Source organism: Pseudomonas sp. JV245A (assembly GCF_032424515.1).
In the GTDB taxonomy this organism is placed as follows: Bacteria; Pseudomonadota; Gammaproteobacteria; order Pseudomonadales; family Pseudomonadaceae; genus Aquipseudomonas; species Aquipseudomonas protegens.
Genome location: NZ_VYKE01000129.1, coordinates 1 through 14,922 on the forward strand (window position 1 = coordinate 1; position 14,922 = coordinate 14,922).

Here is a 14,922-nt window from a genome sequence, read left to right on the forward strand (position 1 = left end):
GGCCCTGGGCACCTGGCTAAAGCTCAGCAGCGGCTCGTTTTGCCGGTCGACGCGCACCACATCCCCGACCTTGACCACATCGGCCGGCCGCGCCGGCACGCGCCCCAGGGCACTGTGGCCGAGGTAGGGGCGCGCCCATTTCATGCTGCTCCAGGGCACGGAGTGTTGCTGGCCGCTGGCGTCCACCAGGCTGATGCTCTGTTCGAAGACCTGGGTCACCGCCATCGCCTGCAAGCCGCCATAGGCCGGATAACGCTTGAGCTGCTCGGGCCATTGATCGCTGACCTTGCCGGCAAAATGGCCTTCGGGGCCGCGGTAGCCGTGGCGCTTGTCGTAGGTCTTCAAGCCGTTGCGCAACGCCGCGGTGGCCGACGCCTGCAACTGGCTGGGCACCGTGGTCACCACCCGCAAGCCCAGGGTATAGGCCTCATCGCCAAAGCGCCGGAGCATGTCCGCCCTGGCCATTTCGGCGATATAGGGGGCATCGACCTCCGGCTCCGGAGCGTGGTAACTGGCATCGACGCCTTCCGCCAACGCGGCTTGGTAACGCTGCCGATCAATGCTGCCCAGCTCGTACATGCGCCCCAGGATCCAGTCGCGACGCTGCTGGGCCCGGGCCGGGTTATTGATCGGGTTGTAGCGCGATGGCGCCTTGGGCAGCCCGGCAATCATCGCCACCTGGGCCAGGCTCAGCTGCGCTACCGGTTTGCCGTAGTAGATGTTGGCCGCCGCCGCGATGCCGTAGGCGCGCTTGCCCAGGTAGATCTTGTTCACATACAGGTTGAAGATTTCCTCCTTGCTCAGGCTGCGCTCGATCTGCAGGGCCAGGAGGATCTCGGTCAGCTTGCGCGACAGGGTTCGCTCGCGGCTGAGGAAGAAGTTCTTCGCCACTTGCATGGTGATGGTGCTGCCCCCGGAGCGCACGTGGCCGCTCTTGAGCAGTTGCAGCGCAGCCCGCAGCAGGCCGACCGGGTCGACCCCGGCATGCTGATAGAAGTTGCCGTCCTCGGCGGCCATCAAGGCCGAGCGAAAATCCGGCGGAATGTCCGCGCTGGCAAGGGGTATGCGCCGCACTTCACCGAACTCGGCGATCAGCTTGCCATCCCGGGTGAAGACCTGCAGCGGCTCCTGCAGGTGCACGTCCCTGAGGGCTTCGACATCGGGCAGTTGGGGTTGCAGGTAAAGGTAGGTGCCGCTGGCGGCGAGCAGCAGCACGCTGATCAGCGCCAGCAGGCTCCAGCCCAGATAGTGAATGACTCGCACCCGTAGTTTCCTCATTGAACGTTTTTGAATTCGAACGCGGCGGGCCCTGAAGCCCTGGCCGGTGTCTTGCGCGCTACAGGCTGCAGCCTCGTGCCTGCCGCGTTAGCCCCACATGGAGAACGCCTGCGCACCTAGCTGGCATTCACCGTCAGCGAGCTGGGGTTGGGTTCCAGGGCCGCCGGTGGCGCGAACTGCGCTTTCAACTGGCCACGGCTATCCAGCAGCCAGGCATCCATGACCTTGCGCACCACCGGGCCGGCGACCCGGGCCCCGGCCTCGCCGTTCTCGATCATCACCGCCACCACGATGGCCGGCTGTTCGGCCGGGGCGAAGCCGACAAAGAGCGCGTTGTCCCGGTGGCGCTCATGGGTCTTGTTGCGGTTGTAGCGTTCGCCCTGCTTGATCGCCACCACCTGCGCCGTGCCGCTTTTCCCGGCAATGCGGTACTGCGCGCCCCGTGCTGCTGCGCGGCCTACGCCACGGGGGTTGTGCATGACCATCTGCATGCCCTGGATGACCTGATCCCAGGAATGGGCATCCTTGAGCACGATGTTCGGCATGGGTCTGGGGTCGACCGGCGCCTGGCCGCCGACCGCCAGCGCCAGGTGCGGCCGGTGCCAGATCCCCCGATTGGCGATCAGGCTGGTGGCCTGGGCCAGTTGCAGGGGCGTGACCTGCATATAGCCCTGGCCGATGCCCAGAATCAGGGTTTCCCCGGGGAACCAGGGTTGCCGGCGGGTGGCGCGCTTCCATTCAGGGGACGGCATCAATCCCGCTGCCTCTTCGAACATGTCGATCGAAACCTTTTGCCCCAGGCCGAATTCGCTGAGGTAGCTGTGCAGCCTTCTGACCCCCAGCCTGTGGGCCAGGTCATAGAAGTAGGTGTCATTGGAGCGCATGATCGCGTCGTACATGTCCACCCAGCCTTCGCCGCCCCGGTTCCAGTTGCGGTACTTGTGCTTGTAGTTGGGCAGCTCGAAATAACCCCGGTCAAACACCTGGCTGGTGGGGGTGATCACGCCGCTGTCCAGGCCCGCCACCACCACCATGGGCTTGATGGTCGAGCCCGGGGGATAGAGCCCGCGCAACACCCGGTTGAACAGCGGCATGTCATCGGAATCGCGCAAGGCGGCGTAGCCTGGCGCAGAGATGCCCTTGACGAAGGGGTTGGGGTTGGGGTCGAAGCTCGGCCGGCTAACCATTGCCAGCACCTGCCCCGTGGCCGGGTCCAGGGCCACCACCGCGCCCCGCCGGTCCCCCAGCGCTTCCTCGGCGGCACCCTGCAGCCCGGCGTCGAGGGTCAGGACGATGTCCTGCCCGGCAATCGGGTTGTGCCGGCGCAGCACCCGCATCACCCGGCCCTGGGCATTGGTCTCCACTTCTTCAAACCCCATCTGGCCATGCAGGGCGTCTTCGTAGAAACGCTCGATCCCGGTCTTGCCGATCAACTGGCTGCGCAGGTATCGGGCCGGATCGAGGCGCTTGTACTCCTGCTCGTTGATCCGCCCGACATACCCCACCGAGTGGGCAAAATGCTCGCCATGGGGGTACTGCCTGAGAAACTGCGCCTGGACCTCGACACCGGGCAACAGGAACTGATTGACCGCTACCTGCGCGATCTGTTTTTCCGTCAGGTCCAGCATCAGCGTCACGGGCTCGAAGGCTCTTCTTGCGCGGCGCAGTTCCTTCTCGACCCGGCTGCGTTCGGCTTCGGGCAATTGCAGAATCCGCGCCAGATGGCCAAGGACGACACCGACATCCCCGGCGCGTTCACGGGTCAGGGTCAAGTTGAAACTGGCTACGTTATCGGCCAGAACCACGTTATTGCGGTCATAGATAAGCCCCCGTTCTGGCGGGATGAGCCTGATGTGCACGCGGTTCTTTTCCGCAACGGCAACCTGGTACTCATGTTGCGTCACTTGCAGAAAATAAAGCCTGACCACCAGCGCCGCGGTCAGCAGAACCACCAGCACGGCACTTGCCATTATTCGTTTGGTGACGATCGCATCTTCTGTTTGCTGGTGATTGAAGTTACTGATTTGCGGCATGGGCAACTCTTGCTGCATAGGCTTCAAATATCATCGGGAGCCACGTTATTGAGGCGCAGAGTCTGCGACATGATCTTGCTGAACAACGGGGCGGATACCAGCCCGCCAAAAAAGCCGTGGTGCCTGGGGTTGTCCACCACGACCACAATCACGAACCTGGGGTTTGCCGCCGGGGCGAAACCGGCAAACATGGCGCGATAGGAGCTGGCCAGATAGCCCTTGGCACCCTGGCTGGTTTTTTTCGCGGTGCCGCTTTTTCCACCCACGTGATAGCCAGGCACCTTGGCCCGATAGATGCCCCTGGGGCCTTCAACCACCTGCACCAGCATGTCTTTCACGGTATTGGCCACGCTGGCCGGCATCACCTGGACGCCCTTGGGCACGGCAGAAACCCGCAGCAGTGAAGTGGGCACCCGGACACCGCCGTTGAGCAGGGTGGCGTAAGCCCTGGCCAGCTGTACCGCGGTAACGGACACCCCATAGCCGTAAGCCAGCGTCGCGGTTTCGGTGGGCCGCCACTCCCGGCGCAGGGGCAGCACCCCGGTCTGTTCACCGGGGAACCCTACGCCCGTCTCCTGGCCCAGCCCCACCCGGTGCAGCAGGTCATGAATCCGCGGTGCGCCGATATCGAAGGCCACCTGGCTGATGGCAACGTTGCTCGAACGCACCAGGATGCCGGTCAGGTCCAGGGTTTCGCCCGCGGTCCTGGAAGCATCGCGAATGGTGTATCGGCCGATCTGCAAGGTGCCGGTTGCCACGTGCACCCTGTCCCCCGGCTTCCAGCGCCCACTTTCCAGCGCGGCGGCCACCGAGAACGGCTTCAGGGTTGAAGCCGGCTCGAATACATCGACCACTGCGCGATTGCGCATCATCGACGGCGTCACCCGAGAGCGATTGTTCGGGTTGTAGCTGGGCTGATTGGCCAAGGCCAGGATCTCGCCGGTGCGCACATCCATGATCACCACGCTGCCGGCATCCGCACCATTGCTGGCAATGCCCTCGCGCAGCTCTCGATCGGCCACGTATTGCAGGCGCAGATCCACAGACAGCGCGAGTGCCTGCCCGGGCCTGGCCAGGCGCGAAACCCCCAGGTCCTCGATCAAGTGGCCACGGCGATCCTTGAGCACCAACTGCTTGCCATCGCGCCCGCGCAGCACACTCTCATAAGCCAGTTCGAGCCCTTCGCTACCGCGGTTGTCGATATCGGTAAAGCCGATGACGTGCGCGATGGAGGCGCCCGCCGGATAAAACCTGCGGGACTCTTGCAGCGTATGAACCCCCGTGACCTTGAGTGCCTGCACCGCCTGCATCATCTGTTCCGCCACCTGGGGAGCAACGCGCCGATGCAGGTAGGCAAACTCTTTCTGCCGGTTGCGCAGGATGATCGAGCTCAACCGGCTCTGTGGCACGTCAAGCGCCTGGGCCAGCGCAGCCCAGTGGCCCTGCTCGCCCATCAGCTCCCGGGGGTTGAGCCAGACCGTGGTCACCGGCGTGCTGACGGATAGAGGCTGCCCATGGCGATCGGTGATCAAGCCTCGGTAGGCCGGGATAGCCACAGAGCGCAGGCTTCGGGCATCGCCCTGCTTGATCAGAAACGCCTTGTCGGCGATCTGCAGTTGAATGATCCGGCCGCACACAATTGCGGCCATCACCCCCACCAGAACAACAGCCAGCCTGAATCGCCACGGATAACCAGACGCTGGGCTATGGGTTAAAGCCATAAGAATAAAACCACTTTCCAGCCACTGACCTTTGATAGCGAAACAATTACGTTTCCCTGTACCGGACCTTCAAGCCACACACTTATTCCGATAACCACAAGGGCGGCCTTATATCCAGCCTTTGCAGGATCTGCGAGTTGATACTGCCGGTTAACGGAAGTTCACAGTCCATCTGGAATAGAAAGATGGCTTCTTCGGTTTTCTCCCCCACCACGCCATCTATTGTTCCCTGATAATAATTTCGCGCCGCCAGGGCCTGCTGCAATCTACCCACAACTTCTTCTCCCAAAGGTGAGCCGATGGCGGTTTCAAACAGGCAAGCAGAAGCCGCAAAGGCCCAGGCAAAGAGCACCATGGCCGCAAGATACTTACAGTGGCGCGCCATACTTCAACCTCTGGTTAAAACCTCTTACCCAACAGCCAAGGCTTATGCCCGCCTATAAAAAAACCGAACTAACGGGCACTAACCCAGTATTGGAAACATCAACACCGGCTCTGTAATTCAAGCCGTTGATTGTTTTGGCGGGTCATTTTATGGCTGGTACAATATAGATCAACGCTCTATTCAAGCTATCTGATATGAAAACCATTGATATCGAGAACACCGACCTGAACCTGCTCCGGGTTTTTGCCGCCCTGGTCGAAGAAGGCGGTGCCAGCCGCGCGGCTATCCGGCTGGGCGTCACCCAGCCGGCGGTCAGCGCTTCCCTTGCACGTTTGCGAGAGATCTATAGCGACCCGTTGTTTGAGCGCACAGGGCGCGGCCTGCGCCCGACCATGCGCGCAAGCGAGTTGTACCCCCTGGTCGAAGAAGCCATCAACCGCTGCAGGCTGGCCCTGGCCATGGCCTCCGACGGCCAGCAAGTGCAGGGCCGCACCCTCACCATCGGGCTCTCCGATGACAGTGAAATCGCCCTGGGGCAGAAGATTCTCTCGGTGGTGGAAGAGCGCCTGCCCGGGCTGCGCATCCTCTTCCGGCAAACCCACAGCGGCGTCGTACAAGACATGCTGATGGGCCACAAGATCGATCTCGCCATCTCCGCCGGAGGCTTGTCCTCGCACTTGATCACCCGCATCAGGCTGGGCCGCGGCAACTACCTGGGCATCGCCGATGCCCACAACACCGTCCCGGTGACCGCGGAGGATTACGCTCAGCGCCCGCACCTGCTGGTGTCGTCCGCAGGTTATGTCGGCATTGTCGATGAAGGCCTGAACAACGTCGGCCTGACCCGCACGATCAAGGCCTCGACCTCGCACTTCGCCGCCGTTCCCTTTCTGCTGGTGGGCTCCAAACTGATCACCACCGTGCCCACCCACGCCGCACGCGCAATGGAACGGATCAGTTCGCTGCAAACCTTCCCCTGCCCCGTGCCCATGCCTTCCTACGAACTTGAGATCGGCATGCGCGTGGGCAGCAAACACGACAACGCGTTGCAGATCGTCAAGTCACTGCTGCTGGATTCGATCAAGGAGCATTTCTTTCTGCAATGAAGGGCGAAGGCTTACGAACGTCTCAGAACGGACACTTGCTACAGCACCGCCACTAACCCCGGGGCGCGTAATACAATCCCCACCCCCACCGCCTGAAGGATCAGCCATGTCCGTCACCAACCCCAAAGTCATCGATTTCTGGGGGGTCTCCAAGGAGGCTCCCAACGACCTGCTACTGGTGATGACCGACCACCTCGAATGGGGCGACAAGGCGGAACAAGGCGAGCACTTGCTCGTGCTGCAAGAGAAAATCAACAGCTACATCGCCTTCATCGAAAGTGGCGAGATCTACACCGAGATCCCCGGCGCCTATGGCAAGTACCCGATCATCCGGGTCATTGGCTTGTATGAATTGCCCGCGCAGGCCGAGTACTTCATGGCCCGGGTCACCGAAACCCTGAATGACGTGGGCATTGGCTTCGAGTTCGAGCTCAGGGTCGACGAGAGGATTCGCAACATGTAGCCGGGCCGGGCACGGCGCTGCCTCAGGCAGGCTTGATCACAGCCCGGTTGAGGGCAATCACATCCACATGCTCTTGGTGCGAGAAGTGCTCGATCACGTCTTGCAGGTGCACATGTTCCAGGCCATTGGCCGCCATGTCGGCTGAAGCGTTGATCAGGAACTCACCCAGTGCCCTGAGTGTGTCCGGCTCGGCGAGAATCGAAATTTCGTCCAGTTGAATGCGCTGGTCACTGCCAACTGCGGTGCCATGCACGGTGAATGTCTTCAGCTTTTTCAAAGGTTGAATGCCTGCGCCCGTGGGACATTTTTGAGGGGTGAGCCTGCAGCGAAAACCAGCGCCTGTACAGCCAAGGCCTGGGCCCTACTGCACCGGCAAGAAATTCATCAGCAGCAGGCTCTGCGCGTAATTGAACCCCACCCGCCGGTAGCGCTCATCGAGAATCTGCGTGAGCAAATCCAGGCGCGCGACGATCTTGCCGAACTCCACGGCAAAACTCAGGTTGCTGCCCTCCTCGGAAATCTCGTTGGAGAACAGCAACAGCACCCCATTGGCATCCTGGCGCTGGCTCAGCAGCCAGGTGGCCTTCTCGATATTGCGCGCGGCGTTGCTGATGAACTGCGGGTCGATGGTATCGGTCATGTAGAACTCGGTGCGCCCGCCATGGGCGGTCACCAGCATGCTGCCAATGGCATAGATGAAGGCCCCCACCCGATCGCCCTGGAACTCCGGGCTCAGGGAATAGCTCAGGGCCATCAGGTCGCGACGATCCCCCAGGGCCGGCAGCGGCTGGCGCTTTTCGATGGCATTGCGGATCTCGCGCTGGGCCGTGGTGCCATCGGGGAACCCCGACTTGCGCCACTGGCTGGGGTTGCGCAGGTAGAGCTTGCCCATCAGCAGGTACAGGCTCTGCAGGTTGTCGCGCATGCCGATGGTGGCCATACGGTCAACGCTGGTCTGGAAGAATTCGTCAGGCTTGCCTTCACGAAACTGTTTGGCGATATCGCGCCCTTGCTGCTGGGTACAGGCCGTGGCGCCAAGTATCAGCAGCGCCACCAGGAACAGGCGCTGAAAGCGGGTTTGCATCATGCAAGAAGAGGGAGCGTAGGCCATCGGCACCGGGTCGGAATTCACGGGCTGCGGCGGGGATCGGCGCGGCCAGGCCTGGTGATAGAACGCAAAACTGTAAAAAAGTGCGATGGCCGCGGCCGGCCATCGCCAAATCGCTCGTTTACGAGCGTCGCAACTGACCGGGAGAAACAATGATCTTGACGTTGTGCTCCTTGTTGTTGACCAGCTCCTCGAAGCCCTGGCCGACAATCTCTTCCAGCTGGATGCGCCCGGTCACCAGGGGCGAAATGTCCAGCCGGCCATCGGCGATGAAGGCGATCACATCGGCGAACTCACCGTTGTAGGCCAGGGCCCCCAGCACCGTTTTCTCGGTGGCCACCAGCTCGAAGAAGTTGAACTCGCTGGGCTCTTCGAATATTCCCACCATCACGCACTTGCCGGCCTTGCGGATCAGGTCGATGGCCAGCTTGGCGGTGTGCTTGTTGCCGATGCACTCAAAGCTGACATCGGCCCCCAGCCCGCCGGTCAGGCGCTTGACCTCGGCCAGGGCATCGCACTCCTTGGGGTCGAGCACGTGGGTCGCGCCCACCTCCAGGGCCTTGGCCTTGCGCGCGCCGGACATTTCCAGGGCGATCACCTGGGCCGCGCCGGCGGCCTTGGCGCACATGATGGTGCACAGGCCGATGGTGCCGGCGCCGACCACCACCACGTTCTGCCCCAACAAACTGCCGGCTTTTTTCACCGCGTGCATGCCCACCGCCAGCGGCTCGATCAGCGCTCCGGCCTCGGCGGGAAAGTTGGCCGGCAAGGCGTACAGCAGGTTGGCCGGCACGTTGACCAATTCGGCGAAGGCGCCGTTGTTCATCAGCCCGGTAAAGGCCAGGTTTTCGCAGATGTTGTACAGGCCGTGGGTGCAGTAATAGCAGGTGCCACAGTGCTGGCAGGCGTCGGCGGCCACCGGCTGGCCGAGGCTGAAACCCTGGACCCCTTCGCCCAGGGCGACGATTTCGCCGCAGAACTCGTGGCCGAGGATGCACTGGCCCTTGATCCCGGTCAGCGGGTGCGGTGCGTCCACCGGAATGAACACCGGCCCGGCCACGTATTCGTGCAGGTCGGAGCCGCAGATGCCGCACCAATCGACGCGGATCTGCACCCAGCCGGCAGGCGGCGCGTCGGGCAGCGGTACGTCTTCGACGCGGATATCGTGGCGGCCGTGCCAGACCGCGGCACGCATGCTGGAAACAGGCTTGAGGGAAACACTCATCTTGGCTTCTCCTTATTCTTGTAGAGCTGCGACGGCCCCCTGGCCGCCGCAGAACACCTCAGTGCTGCTGGATAAAATCGAGGATCAGGCAGTTGACCTGCTCCGCCGCTTCCATCTGCAGCATGTGCCCCTGCCCCGGCAGCACCTCGATCTGCGCCTTGAGATCGGCGCTGTGGCTCACCGGAATGATCCGGTCGTCGCTGCCCCAGATCACCAGCACCGGCTGCGGGCCGTCCTGCACCACCGGGCGCAGGTCGGCGTGCTGGCGGCCGTCGGCGAACAGGTTGCCGGCCAACTGCCCGAGGGCCGCCTGCACCCCTTCCAGGCGCTTGTACTTGAGCATGTCGTCGAGCATCTGCCGGTTCACCAGCTCGGCGTTGGAGAACAGCTGCACCAGATGCGGCTTCAGCGCATTGCGGTTGCTGGCCTCGACAAAGCCTTGCAGGTAGTCGCCGTTGATCTCGCGGCCCAGCCCGGCGCTGCCGATCAGGGTCAGGGTGCGCACGCGGTCCGGCGCCAGCCGCGCGGTGTTGAGGGACACCGCGCCGCCCATGGAGTGGCCCACCAGATGGGCCACGGGAATCTCCAGGTGATCCAGCAGCGCCAGCAGCACTTCGCTCAATTCATCCAGGTCGCCCCGTTGCAGGGCCTTGGTCGATTCGCCGTGGCCCGGCAGGTCGAGGGCGATCACCCGGCGCCCGGCGGCCAGGGCTTCGTGGTTGAACAGCCAGTTGTTGAGGTCGCCGCCAAAGCCGTGCACCAGCAGCAGCGGCGTGCCACCTTCACCGCGCTCGAAATAGCGGATCAGGCGGTCGCCCAGTTCGACCTTCTGCGGCGCCGGGCCGCTGTCTTCATCGGCGCTGTCGCCGGGCACGAAGCTGGCCTGGAACTGCTCGATCACCGCGTCGATCTCGGCGTCACTGGCTTCGCCATCGACCACGATGCCCAGCAGCGCGCCCACCGCCAGGGTCTCGTCCTGGCGGGCGATCTGCCGACGCAGGATGCCGGAGAACGGCGCCTCGACGCTGCTGGAGATCTTGTCGGTCTCCACGTCCAGCACTTCATCGCCCTTGCTGATGCTCTGGCCTTCTTCCTTGAGCCAGGCATCGACCCGGCCCTCGGTCATCGACAGGCCCCACTTGGGCATGGTCAGGGTATGGATCTGGCTCATCAGCGGCTCCACTCGATCACAGTGAGCACGGCTTTTTCGATCTTCGCCGCGTCGGGGATGTACAGGTCTTCCAGGGCGTCGGAGAACGGCACTGGGGTGTGGGGCGCGGTGACCATTTCAATCGGCGCCTTGAGGGAGGCGAAGGCTTTCTGCGCCACCAGGGCCGAGATGTCGGTGGCCATGGAGCAGCGCGGGTTGGCTTCGTCGATCACCACCAGGCGCCCGGTCTTCTCCACGCTTTCCAGGATGCTGTCTTCATCCAGCGGGCTGGTGGTGCGCAGGTCGATCACCTCGCAGTCGATACCGCGCCCGGCCAAGCTGCGGGCCGCGTCCAGGGCGGTGTTCACCGTGCGCCCGTAGGACACCAGGGTCACGTCCTTGCCGTCGCGCAGGAAGTTGGCCTCGCCGAAGGGAATCGCGTAGGACTCCTCCGGCACTTCGCCCTGCAGGCTGTAGAGCAGCTTGTGCTCGCAGAAGATCACCGGGTCGTTGTCGCGGATGGCCTGGATCAGCAGGCCCTTGGCGTCGTAGGGCGACGAGGGGCAGACCACTTTCAGCCCGGGGATGTGGGTCCACAGCGAGGTCAGCATTTGCGAGTGCTGGGCCGCGGCGCGCAGGCCGGCGCCGACCATGGTGCGGATCACCAGCGGGGTCTGGGCCTTGCCGCCGAACATGTAGCGAAACTTCGCCGCCTGATTGAGGATCTGGTCCAGGCAGCAGCCGGCGAAGTCGACGAACATCAGCTCGCACACCGGGCGCACGCCACGGGTGGCAGCGCCGACCGCAGCGCCGACGTAGCCGATCTCCGACAGCGGGGTGTCCAGCACCCGCCCGGGGAATTGATGGTAGAGGCCCTTGGTCACCCCGAGCACGCCGCCCCAGGCGTCGTTGTCGCCGGGGGCGCCGGCGCCGCCCGCCACGTCTTCACCCATGATGAACACGCTGGGGTCGCGCCGCATTTCCTGGGCCAGGGCTTCATTGATGGCCTGCTGGTAACTGATTTTTCTCGCCATGATGGTGGTCTCTTGTTGTTCTGTGGGGCGTTATGGATAAGCGACGTAGACGTCGCTGAGCAGGTCGGCGGGGCTCGGTTTGGGGTCGGACTTGGCCTTGCGCACCGCGTCTTCGATCAGCGCTTCCACGTCGGCATCGATCTGGTCCAGCTGGCTGGCCTGCACCAGGCCCGAACGGGTGGTGCGCTCGCGGAACTGCATCAGGCAGTCGTTGTGCTCGCGGTAATGCTTGACCTCATCCGGCGCGCGGTAGGTCTGGGCGTCGCCCTCGAAGTGGCCGTAGTAGCGGGTCAGCTTGACCTCGATCAGCGACGGCCCCTCCCCGGCCCGGGCCCGCTCCACGGCGGCGCCGGCAGCTTCGTGCACGGCGAAGAAATCAAAGCCGTCCACCGTCACCCCGGGCATGCCGAAGCCGGCGGCGCGGTCGGCGATGTGGTCGCACGCCACCGACCAGTTGGAGGCCGTGGCTTCGGCGTAGCCGTTGTTCTCGGCGATGAACAGGCACGGCAGGTTCCACACCGAGGCCATGTTCATGGCTTCGAACACCGCGCCTTCGTTGGAGCCGCCGTCGCCGAAGAACACCACCGACACACCGTCGGTGCCTTGCAGCCGCGCGGCCAGGGCCGCGCCCACCACCAGCGGCGCACCGGCACCGACGATGCCGTTGGCGCCGAGCATGCCCTTCTCGAAATCGGCGATGTGCATGGAGCCGCCCTTGCCCTGGCAGACCCCGGTCTTCTTGCCGTAGATCTCCGCCATCATCCCGTAGACGTCCACGCCCTTGGCGATGCAATGGCCGTGGCCACGGTGGTTGGAGGCGATGCAGTCATCGTCGCGCAGGTGGGCCATGACCCCGGCGGCCGAGGCTTCTTCCCCGGCGTAGAGGTGGACGAAACCGGGGATCTCGCCGGTGGCGAATTCCACGTGCAGGCGTTCTTCGAATGCGCGGATGGTGCGCATCACCCGGTAGGCGTGGAGCAACTGGTCAGTGGTCAGGGGTGTCGACATTTTTATTCTCCAGGGTGTCTTCGGACTGAAGGTTCACGGGGTGTTGCCGGTGATCACGGTCGATGGCCAGCAGGCGCTGGCGCGCCGCGTGTTCCAGGACCGCGTTGACGTCAATGCTCAGCGGGCCGCCGGCATCCAGGGTGACCGTGGGCCGGTCGTGGGGGTTGAACTCGATCTCGCGCTCGCCATCCAGGGCCAGGGTGCCGGCGTTCAGGCACAGGGGCTGGGGCACATCGGGTTGCAGGTAGCCGGCCTCCAGCACCCCGCAGCCCTGCAGCAGGCCGGGAGCCAGGGGCACCAGCAGCGCTTCTGGGGACTGCGGGTCCAGGCGCATCCAGGCGCCGTGGGCTTCCTGGCGAGTCACCGGCAACCACAGCCCGCAGAGCGCGGAAATGCCAATGGACTGGGGTTCGGCGAAGGTCACGAACACCTCGGCCAGATCACTGGCGCGGCTGATGGCCCGGGCGCCGACAAAGGCCAGGGGCGACACCGCCACGTCCACCAGGGCCACCTCACACAGGCCCCGGGACGGCTCGCGCACCAGCAGCCGCTTGTTGCGCCGCAGGGCGATCTCGGCGGGCACCCGGCCGCTGGCGTAGAGCCCACCGGCCAGCCCCGCGCTGGTGGCTTCGCGCAGTTCCGGAAAGGCGTTGTTGGTGCCGGTGGACAGGGTCAGCAGCGGAATATCGCCGACCTCGGCAGCCACCGCCTTGTGGGTGCCATCGCCACCGAGCACGGCGATCAGCGACACCCCGCGCTCGGCCATCCAGCGTGCGGCTTGGCGGGTGTCCTCGACGCTCTGGCGCAGGGTCAGGTCGAGAAACTCCAGGGCTGGCCAGTGCTGCTCCCGGGCCTGGCGGCTACGGCTGTTTTTCTGCACCGCGGCGGCGATGCCGGTCATGTCAGTGGGCATCAGCACCTGGGTGATGCCGGTGGCGCCAAAGGCCGCCAGCAGGCGCTGGATCACCGAGACCTTGTCGGTGCTGGAGAACAACCCGGCATTGGCGGTGAGGCGGCGCACATCACGGCCCGAAGCCGGGTTGGCGATGATGCCGACAGTGAGGGGGCGGCGGCTCATGGGCTCACCGCGGGCGGAGCACAGGCAGGAGAAAACATCGGGCACCTCGTTCTTATTCTTCGATGGGCCAGTCGGCGCGGGTTGCCAAGGGCTGGTTGCCAAGAGCCAGAGCAAGGCCGGTGCCAGTTATGGAAAAACCGCTGCAAAGGCCCGTGGCAGAGCGGCTGTTGCACTCGCCTGCAGGTGTCGGGAAGCCCTGCGCCTGAGACGTTGCATGTCAGGCTGCACGGGGCCTTGGCGAGACCCTGAGACGTTGCGTCTCAGCGCCCCCACGGCGCCGCCCGGTGCTTGTCGGGAGCCGCGGATCGGCGCTTAATGCGCCCACAACGATAAGAAGCTGCAACCGGAGGCCTTCATGCTTTCCGCACATTCAAAAGCCCATGTGGACTGCGTCAGCCGGGTCCTGAAAAACGCCGATCACCTGCCCCAGGCGCCGGTGCCGAGCCTGATCCTCGATTCCTGGCGCCGCTCCATGGAGCAGCACCAACTGGACCCCGGCTCGCTGCAGGGGCCGCGCATCCTGTCCGAAAACGTGCTCAAGGAATGCCGCGAGCGTTCCGAGCTGTTCCTGCGCATCGCCAGCGAAGAAGTGGCCCGCCTGCATGGCCGGGTGCGCGACGCCGACTACTGCGTGCTGCTCACCGACGCCCAGGGCCAGACCATCGACTACCGGGTGGAATCCACCCTGCGCAACGACTGCCGCAAGGCCGGGCTGTACCTGGGCACCTGCTGGTCGGAGGGTGAAGAAGGCACCTGCGGCGTGGCGGCGGTGCTCACCGCGCGCACGCCGATCACCGTGCACAAGCGCGACCATTTTCGCGCCGCGTTCATCGGCCTGACCTGTTCCGCCGCCCCGGTGTTCGACCCCCAGGGCGAGTTGCTGGGGGTGCTGGATGTGTCGGCGGTGCGTTCCCCGGACGACCGCCGTTCCCAGCACCTGATCCGGCAGATGGTGGTGCAGAGCGCGCGGGAGATCGAACAGGCATTCTTCATGAACAGCGCCCAGGGCTACTGGGTGCTGCGGGCCCATGCCAGCCCCGGCTATGTCGACAGCCAGCCGGATTACCTGCTGGCCTGGGACGACGACGGTTGCCTGCGCGCGCTCAACCCGGCGGCGCGCCATTACCTGCTGCGCCGCTATGGCCGCTTGCCGCAGCACATCGCCCAGGTGTTCGACCCGCAGCTGTTGCAGCGCGCCCGCGACGAAGCCCTGTGCCCCCTTTCCGATAACCTCCACGGCCGCCTGCAAGCGCCAAGGCGCCCGGCACAGCGCCCGCGCCTGAGCCTGGCCGGAGAACCGCTGGACCCGCGGGTGGAACAGAGCCTGCGCCTG

Annotated in this window: 13 protein-coding genes and 1 pseudogene; 3 read left to right on the top strand and 11 right to left on the bottom strand. The window is 64.4% G+C overall.

Annotated features, from left to right (window positions below):
• From F6S12_RS24775 to F6S12_RS24790, 4 genes are all read right to left on the bottom strand, one after another.
• On the bottom strand, positions 1-1,278 hold a 1,278-nt coding region (locus F6S12_RS24775; protein WP_315869407.1), incomplete at its 3' end, for a transglycosylase domain-containing protein.
• A gap of 116 nt (positions 1,279-1,394) precedes the next feature.
• Entirely contained in the window at positions 1,395-3,311 is a 1,917-nt protein-coding gene (mrdA, locus tag F6S12_RS24780; RefSeq protein ID WP_315869408.1) for a penicillin-binding protein 2, read from the bottom strand.
• 23 nt (positions 3,312-3,334) lie between these two features.
• Complete coding sequence (locus tag F6S12_RS24785; RefSeq protein ID WP_275941685.1) at positions 3,335-4,960, bottom strand: peptidoglycan D,D-transpeptidase FtsI family protein; 1,626 nt, start codon at positions 4,958-4,960, stop codon at positions 3,335-3,337.
• Positions 4,961-5,114: 154 nt separating this feature from the next.
• Positions 5,115-5,417: a peptidoglycan-binding domain-containing protein gene (locus tag F6S12_RS24790; protein ID WP_041117152.1), complete on the bottom strand. Its 303-nt coding sequence runs from the start codon at positions 5,415-5,417 to the stop codon at positions 5,115-5,117.
• A gap of 194 nt (positions 5,418-5,611) precedes the next feature.
• Here F6S12_RS24790 and F6S12_RS24795 point away from each other — a divergent pair, with 194 nt between their 5' ends.
• Together F6S12_RS24795 and F6S12_RS24800 are read left to right on the top strand one after the other, a co-directional pair.
• A complete protein-coding gene (locus tag F6S12_RS24795; RefSeq protein WP_053157432.1) occupies positions 5,612-6,523 on the top strand; it encodes a LysR family transcriptional regulator in 912 nt (303 codons plus the stop codon).
• Positions 6,524-6,629: 106 nt separating this feature from the next.
• Positions 6,630-6,986 carry a DUF6572 domain-containing protein gene (locus F6S12_RS24800; protein ID WP_053157429.1) on the top strand — a complete coding sequence of 119 codons (357 nt, stop codon included), beginning with the start codon at positions 6,630-6,632 and terminating at the stop codon, positions 6,984-6,986.
• Positions 6,987-7,008: 22 nt separating this feature from the next.
• On the opposite strand, the gene F6S12_RS24805 is transcribed toward F6S12_RS24800, so the two are convergent.
• From F6S12_RS24805 to F6S12_RS24835, 7 genes and pseudogenes are all read right to left on the bottom strand, one after another.
• Entirely contained in the window at positions 7,009-7,263 is a 255-nt protein-coding gene (locus tag F6S12_RS24805) for a hypothetical protein (protein WP_125062916.1), read from the bottom strand.
• Positions 7,264-7,347: 84 nt separating this feature from the next.
• Positions 7,348-8,073, bottom strand: coding sequence for a hypothetical protein (locus F6S12_RS24810; protein WP_210457103.1), 726 nt, complete (start codon positions 8,071-8,073; stop codon positions 7,348-7,350).
• A 142-nt stretch (positions 8,074-8,215) separates the two neighbouring features.
• Positions 8,216-9,289 carry a 2,3-butanediol dehydrogenase gene (locus F6S12_RS24815; RefSeq protein WP_253278683.1) on the bottom strand — a complete coding sequence of 358 codons (1,074 nt, stop codon included), beginning with the start codon at positions 9,287-9,289 and terminating at the stop codon, positions 8,216-8,218.
• A gap of 88 nt (positions 9,290-9,377) precedes the next feature.
• Entirely contained in the window at positions 9,378-10,490 is a 1,113-nt protein-coding gene (locus F6S12_RS24820) for an acetoin dehydrogenase dihydrolipoyllysine-residue acetyltransferase subunit (RefSeq protein WP_315869409.1), read from the bottom strand.
• Positions 10,490-11,503, bottom strand: a complete 1,014-nt coding sequence (locus F6S12_RS24825) for an alpha-ketoacid dehydrogenase subunit beta (protein ID WP_011060471.1) — start codon at positions 11,501-11,503, stop codon at positions 10,490-10,492. Before F6S12_RS24825 ends, F6S12_RS24820 begins: the two co-directional genes overlap by 1 nt.
• 30 nt (positions 11,504-11,533) lie before the next feature.
• Positions 11,534-12,511, bottom strand: coding sequence for a thiamine pyrophosphate-dependent dehydrogenase E1 component subunit alpha (locus tag F6S12_RS24830; RefSeq protein WP_011060470.1), 978 nt, complete (start codon positions 12,509-12,511; stop codon positions 11,534-11,536).
• Positions 12,512-12,513: 2 nt separating this feature from the next.
• Positions 12,514-13,589: pseudogene (locus F6S12_RS24835) on the bottom strand (ATP-NAD kinase family protein).
• Positions 13,590-13,944: 355 nt separating this feature from the next.
• On the opposite strand from F6S12_RS24835, the gene F6S12_RS24840 reads away from it, so the two are divergent.
• Positions 13,945-14,922 (top strand): sigma-54-dependent Fis family transcriptional regulator (locus F6S12_RS24840; RefSeq protein WP_315869411.1); only part of this gene is annotated, 978 nt, incomplete at its 3' end.

Coding starts and splice junctions, on each gene's coding strand:
- F6S12_RS24830 (WP_011060470.1), bottom strand. CDS start 12,511: ATGTCGACACCCCTGACCACTGACCAGTTGCTCCACGCCTACCGGGTG.
- F6S12_RS24800 (WP_053157429.1), top strand. CDS start 6,630: ATGTCCGTCACCAACCCCAAAGTCATCGATTTCTGGGGGGTCTCCAAG.
- F6S12_RS24815 (WP_253278683.1), bottom strand. CDS start 9,289: ATGCGTGCCGCGGTCTGGCACGGCCGCCACGATATCCGCGTCGAAGAC.
- F6S12_RS24785 (WP_275941685.1), bottom strand. CDS start 4,960: ATGGCCGCAATTGTGTGCGGCCGGATCATTCAACTGCAGATCGCCGAC.
- F6S12_RS24825 (WP_011060471.1), bottom strand. CDS start 11,503: ATGGCGAGAAAAATCAGTTACCAGCAGGCCATCAATGAAGCCCTGGCC.
- F6S12_RS24820 (WP_315869409.1), bottom strand. CDS start 10,490: ATGAGCCAGATCCATACCCTGACCATGCCCAAGTGGGGCCTGTCGATG.
- F6S12_RS24795 (WP_053157432.1), top strand. CDS start 5,612: ATGAAAACCATTGATATCGAGAACACCGACCTGAACCTGCTCCGGGTT.
- F6S12_RS24790 (WP_041117152.1), bottom strand. CDS start 5,417: ATGGCGCGCCACTGTAAGTATCTTGCGGCCATGGTGCTCTTTGCCTGG.
- mrdA (WP_315869408.1), bottom strand. CDS start 3,311: ATGCCGCAAATCAGTAACTTCAATCACCAGCAAACAGAAGATGCGATC.
- F6S12_RS24810 (WP_210457103.1), bottom strand. CDS start 8,073: ATGATGCAAACCCGCTTTCAGCGCCTGTTCCTGGTGGCGCTGCTGATA.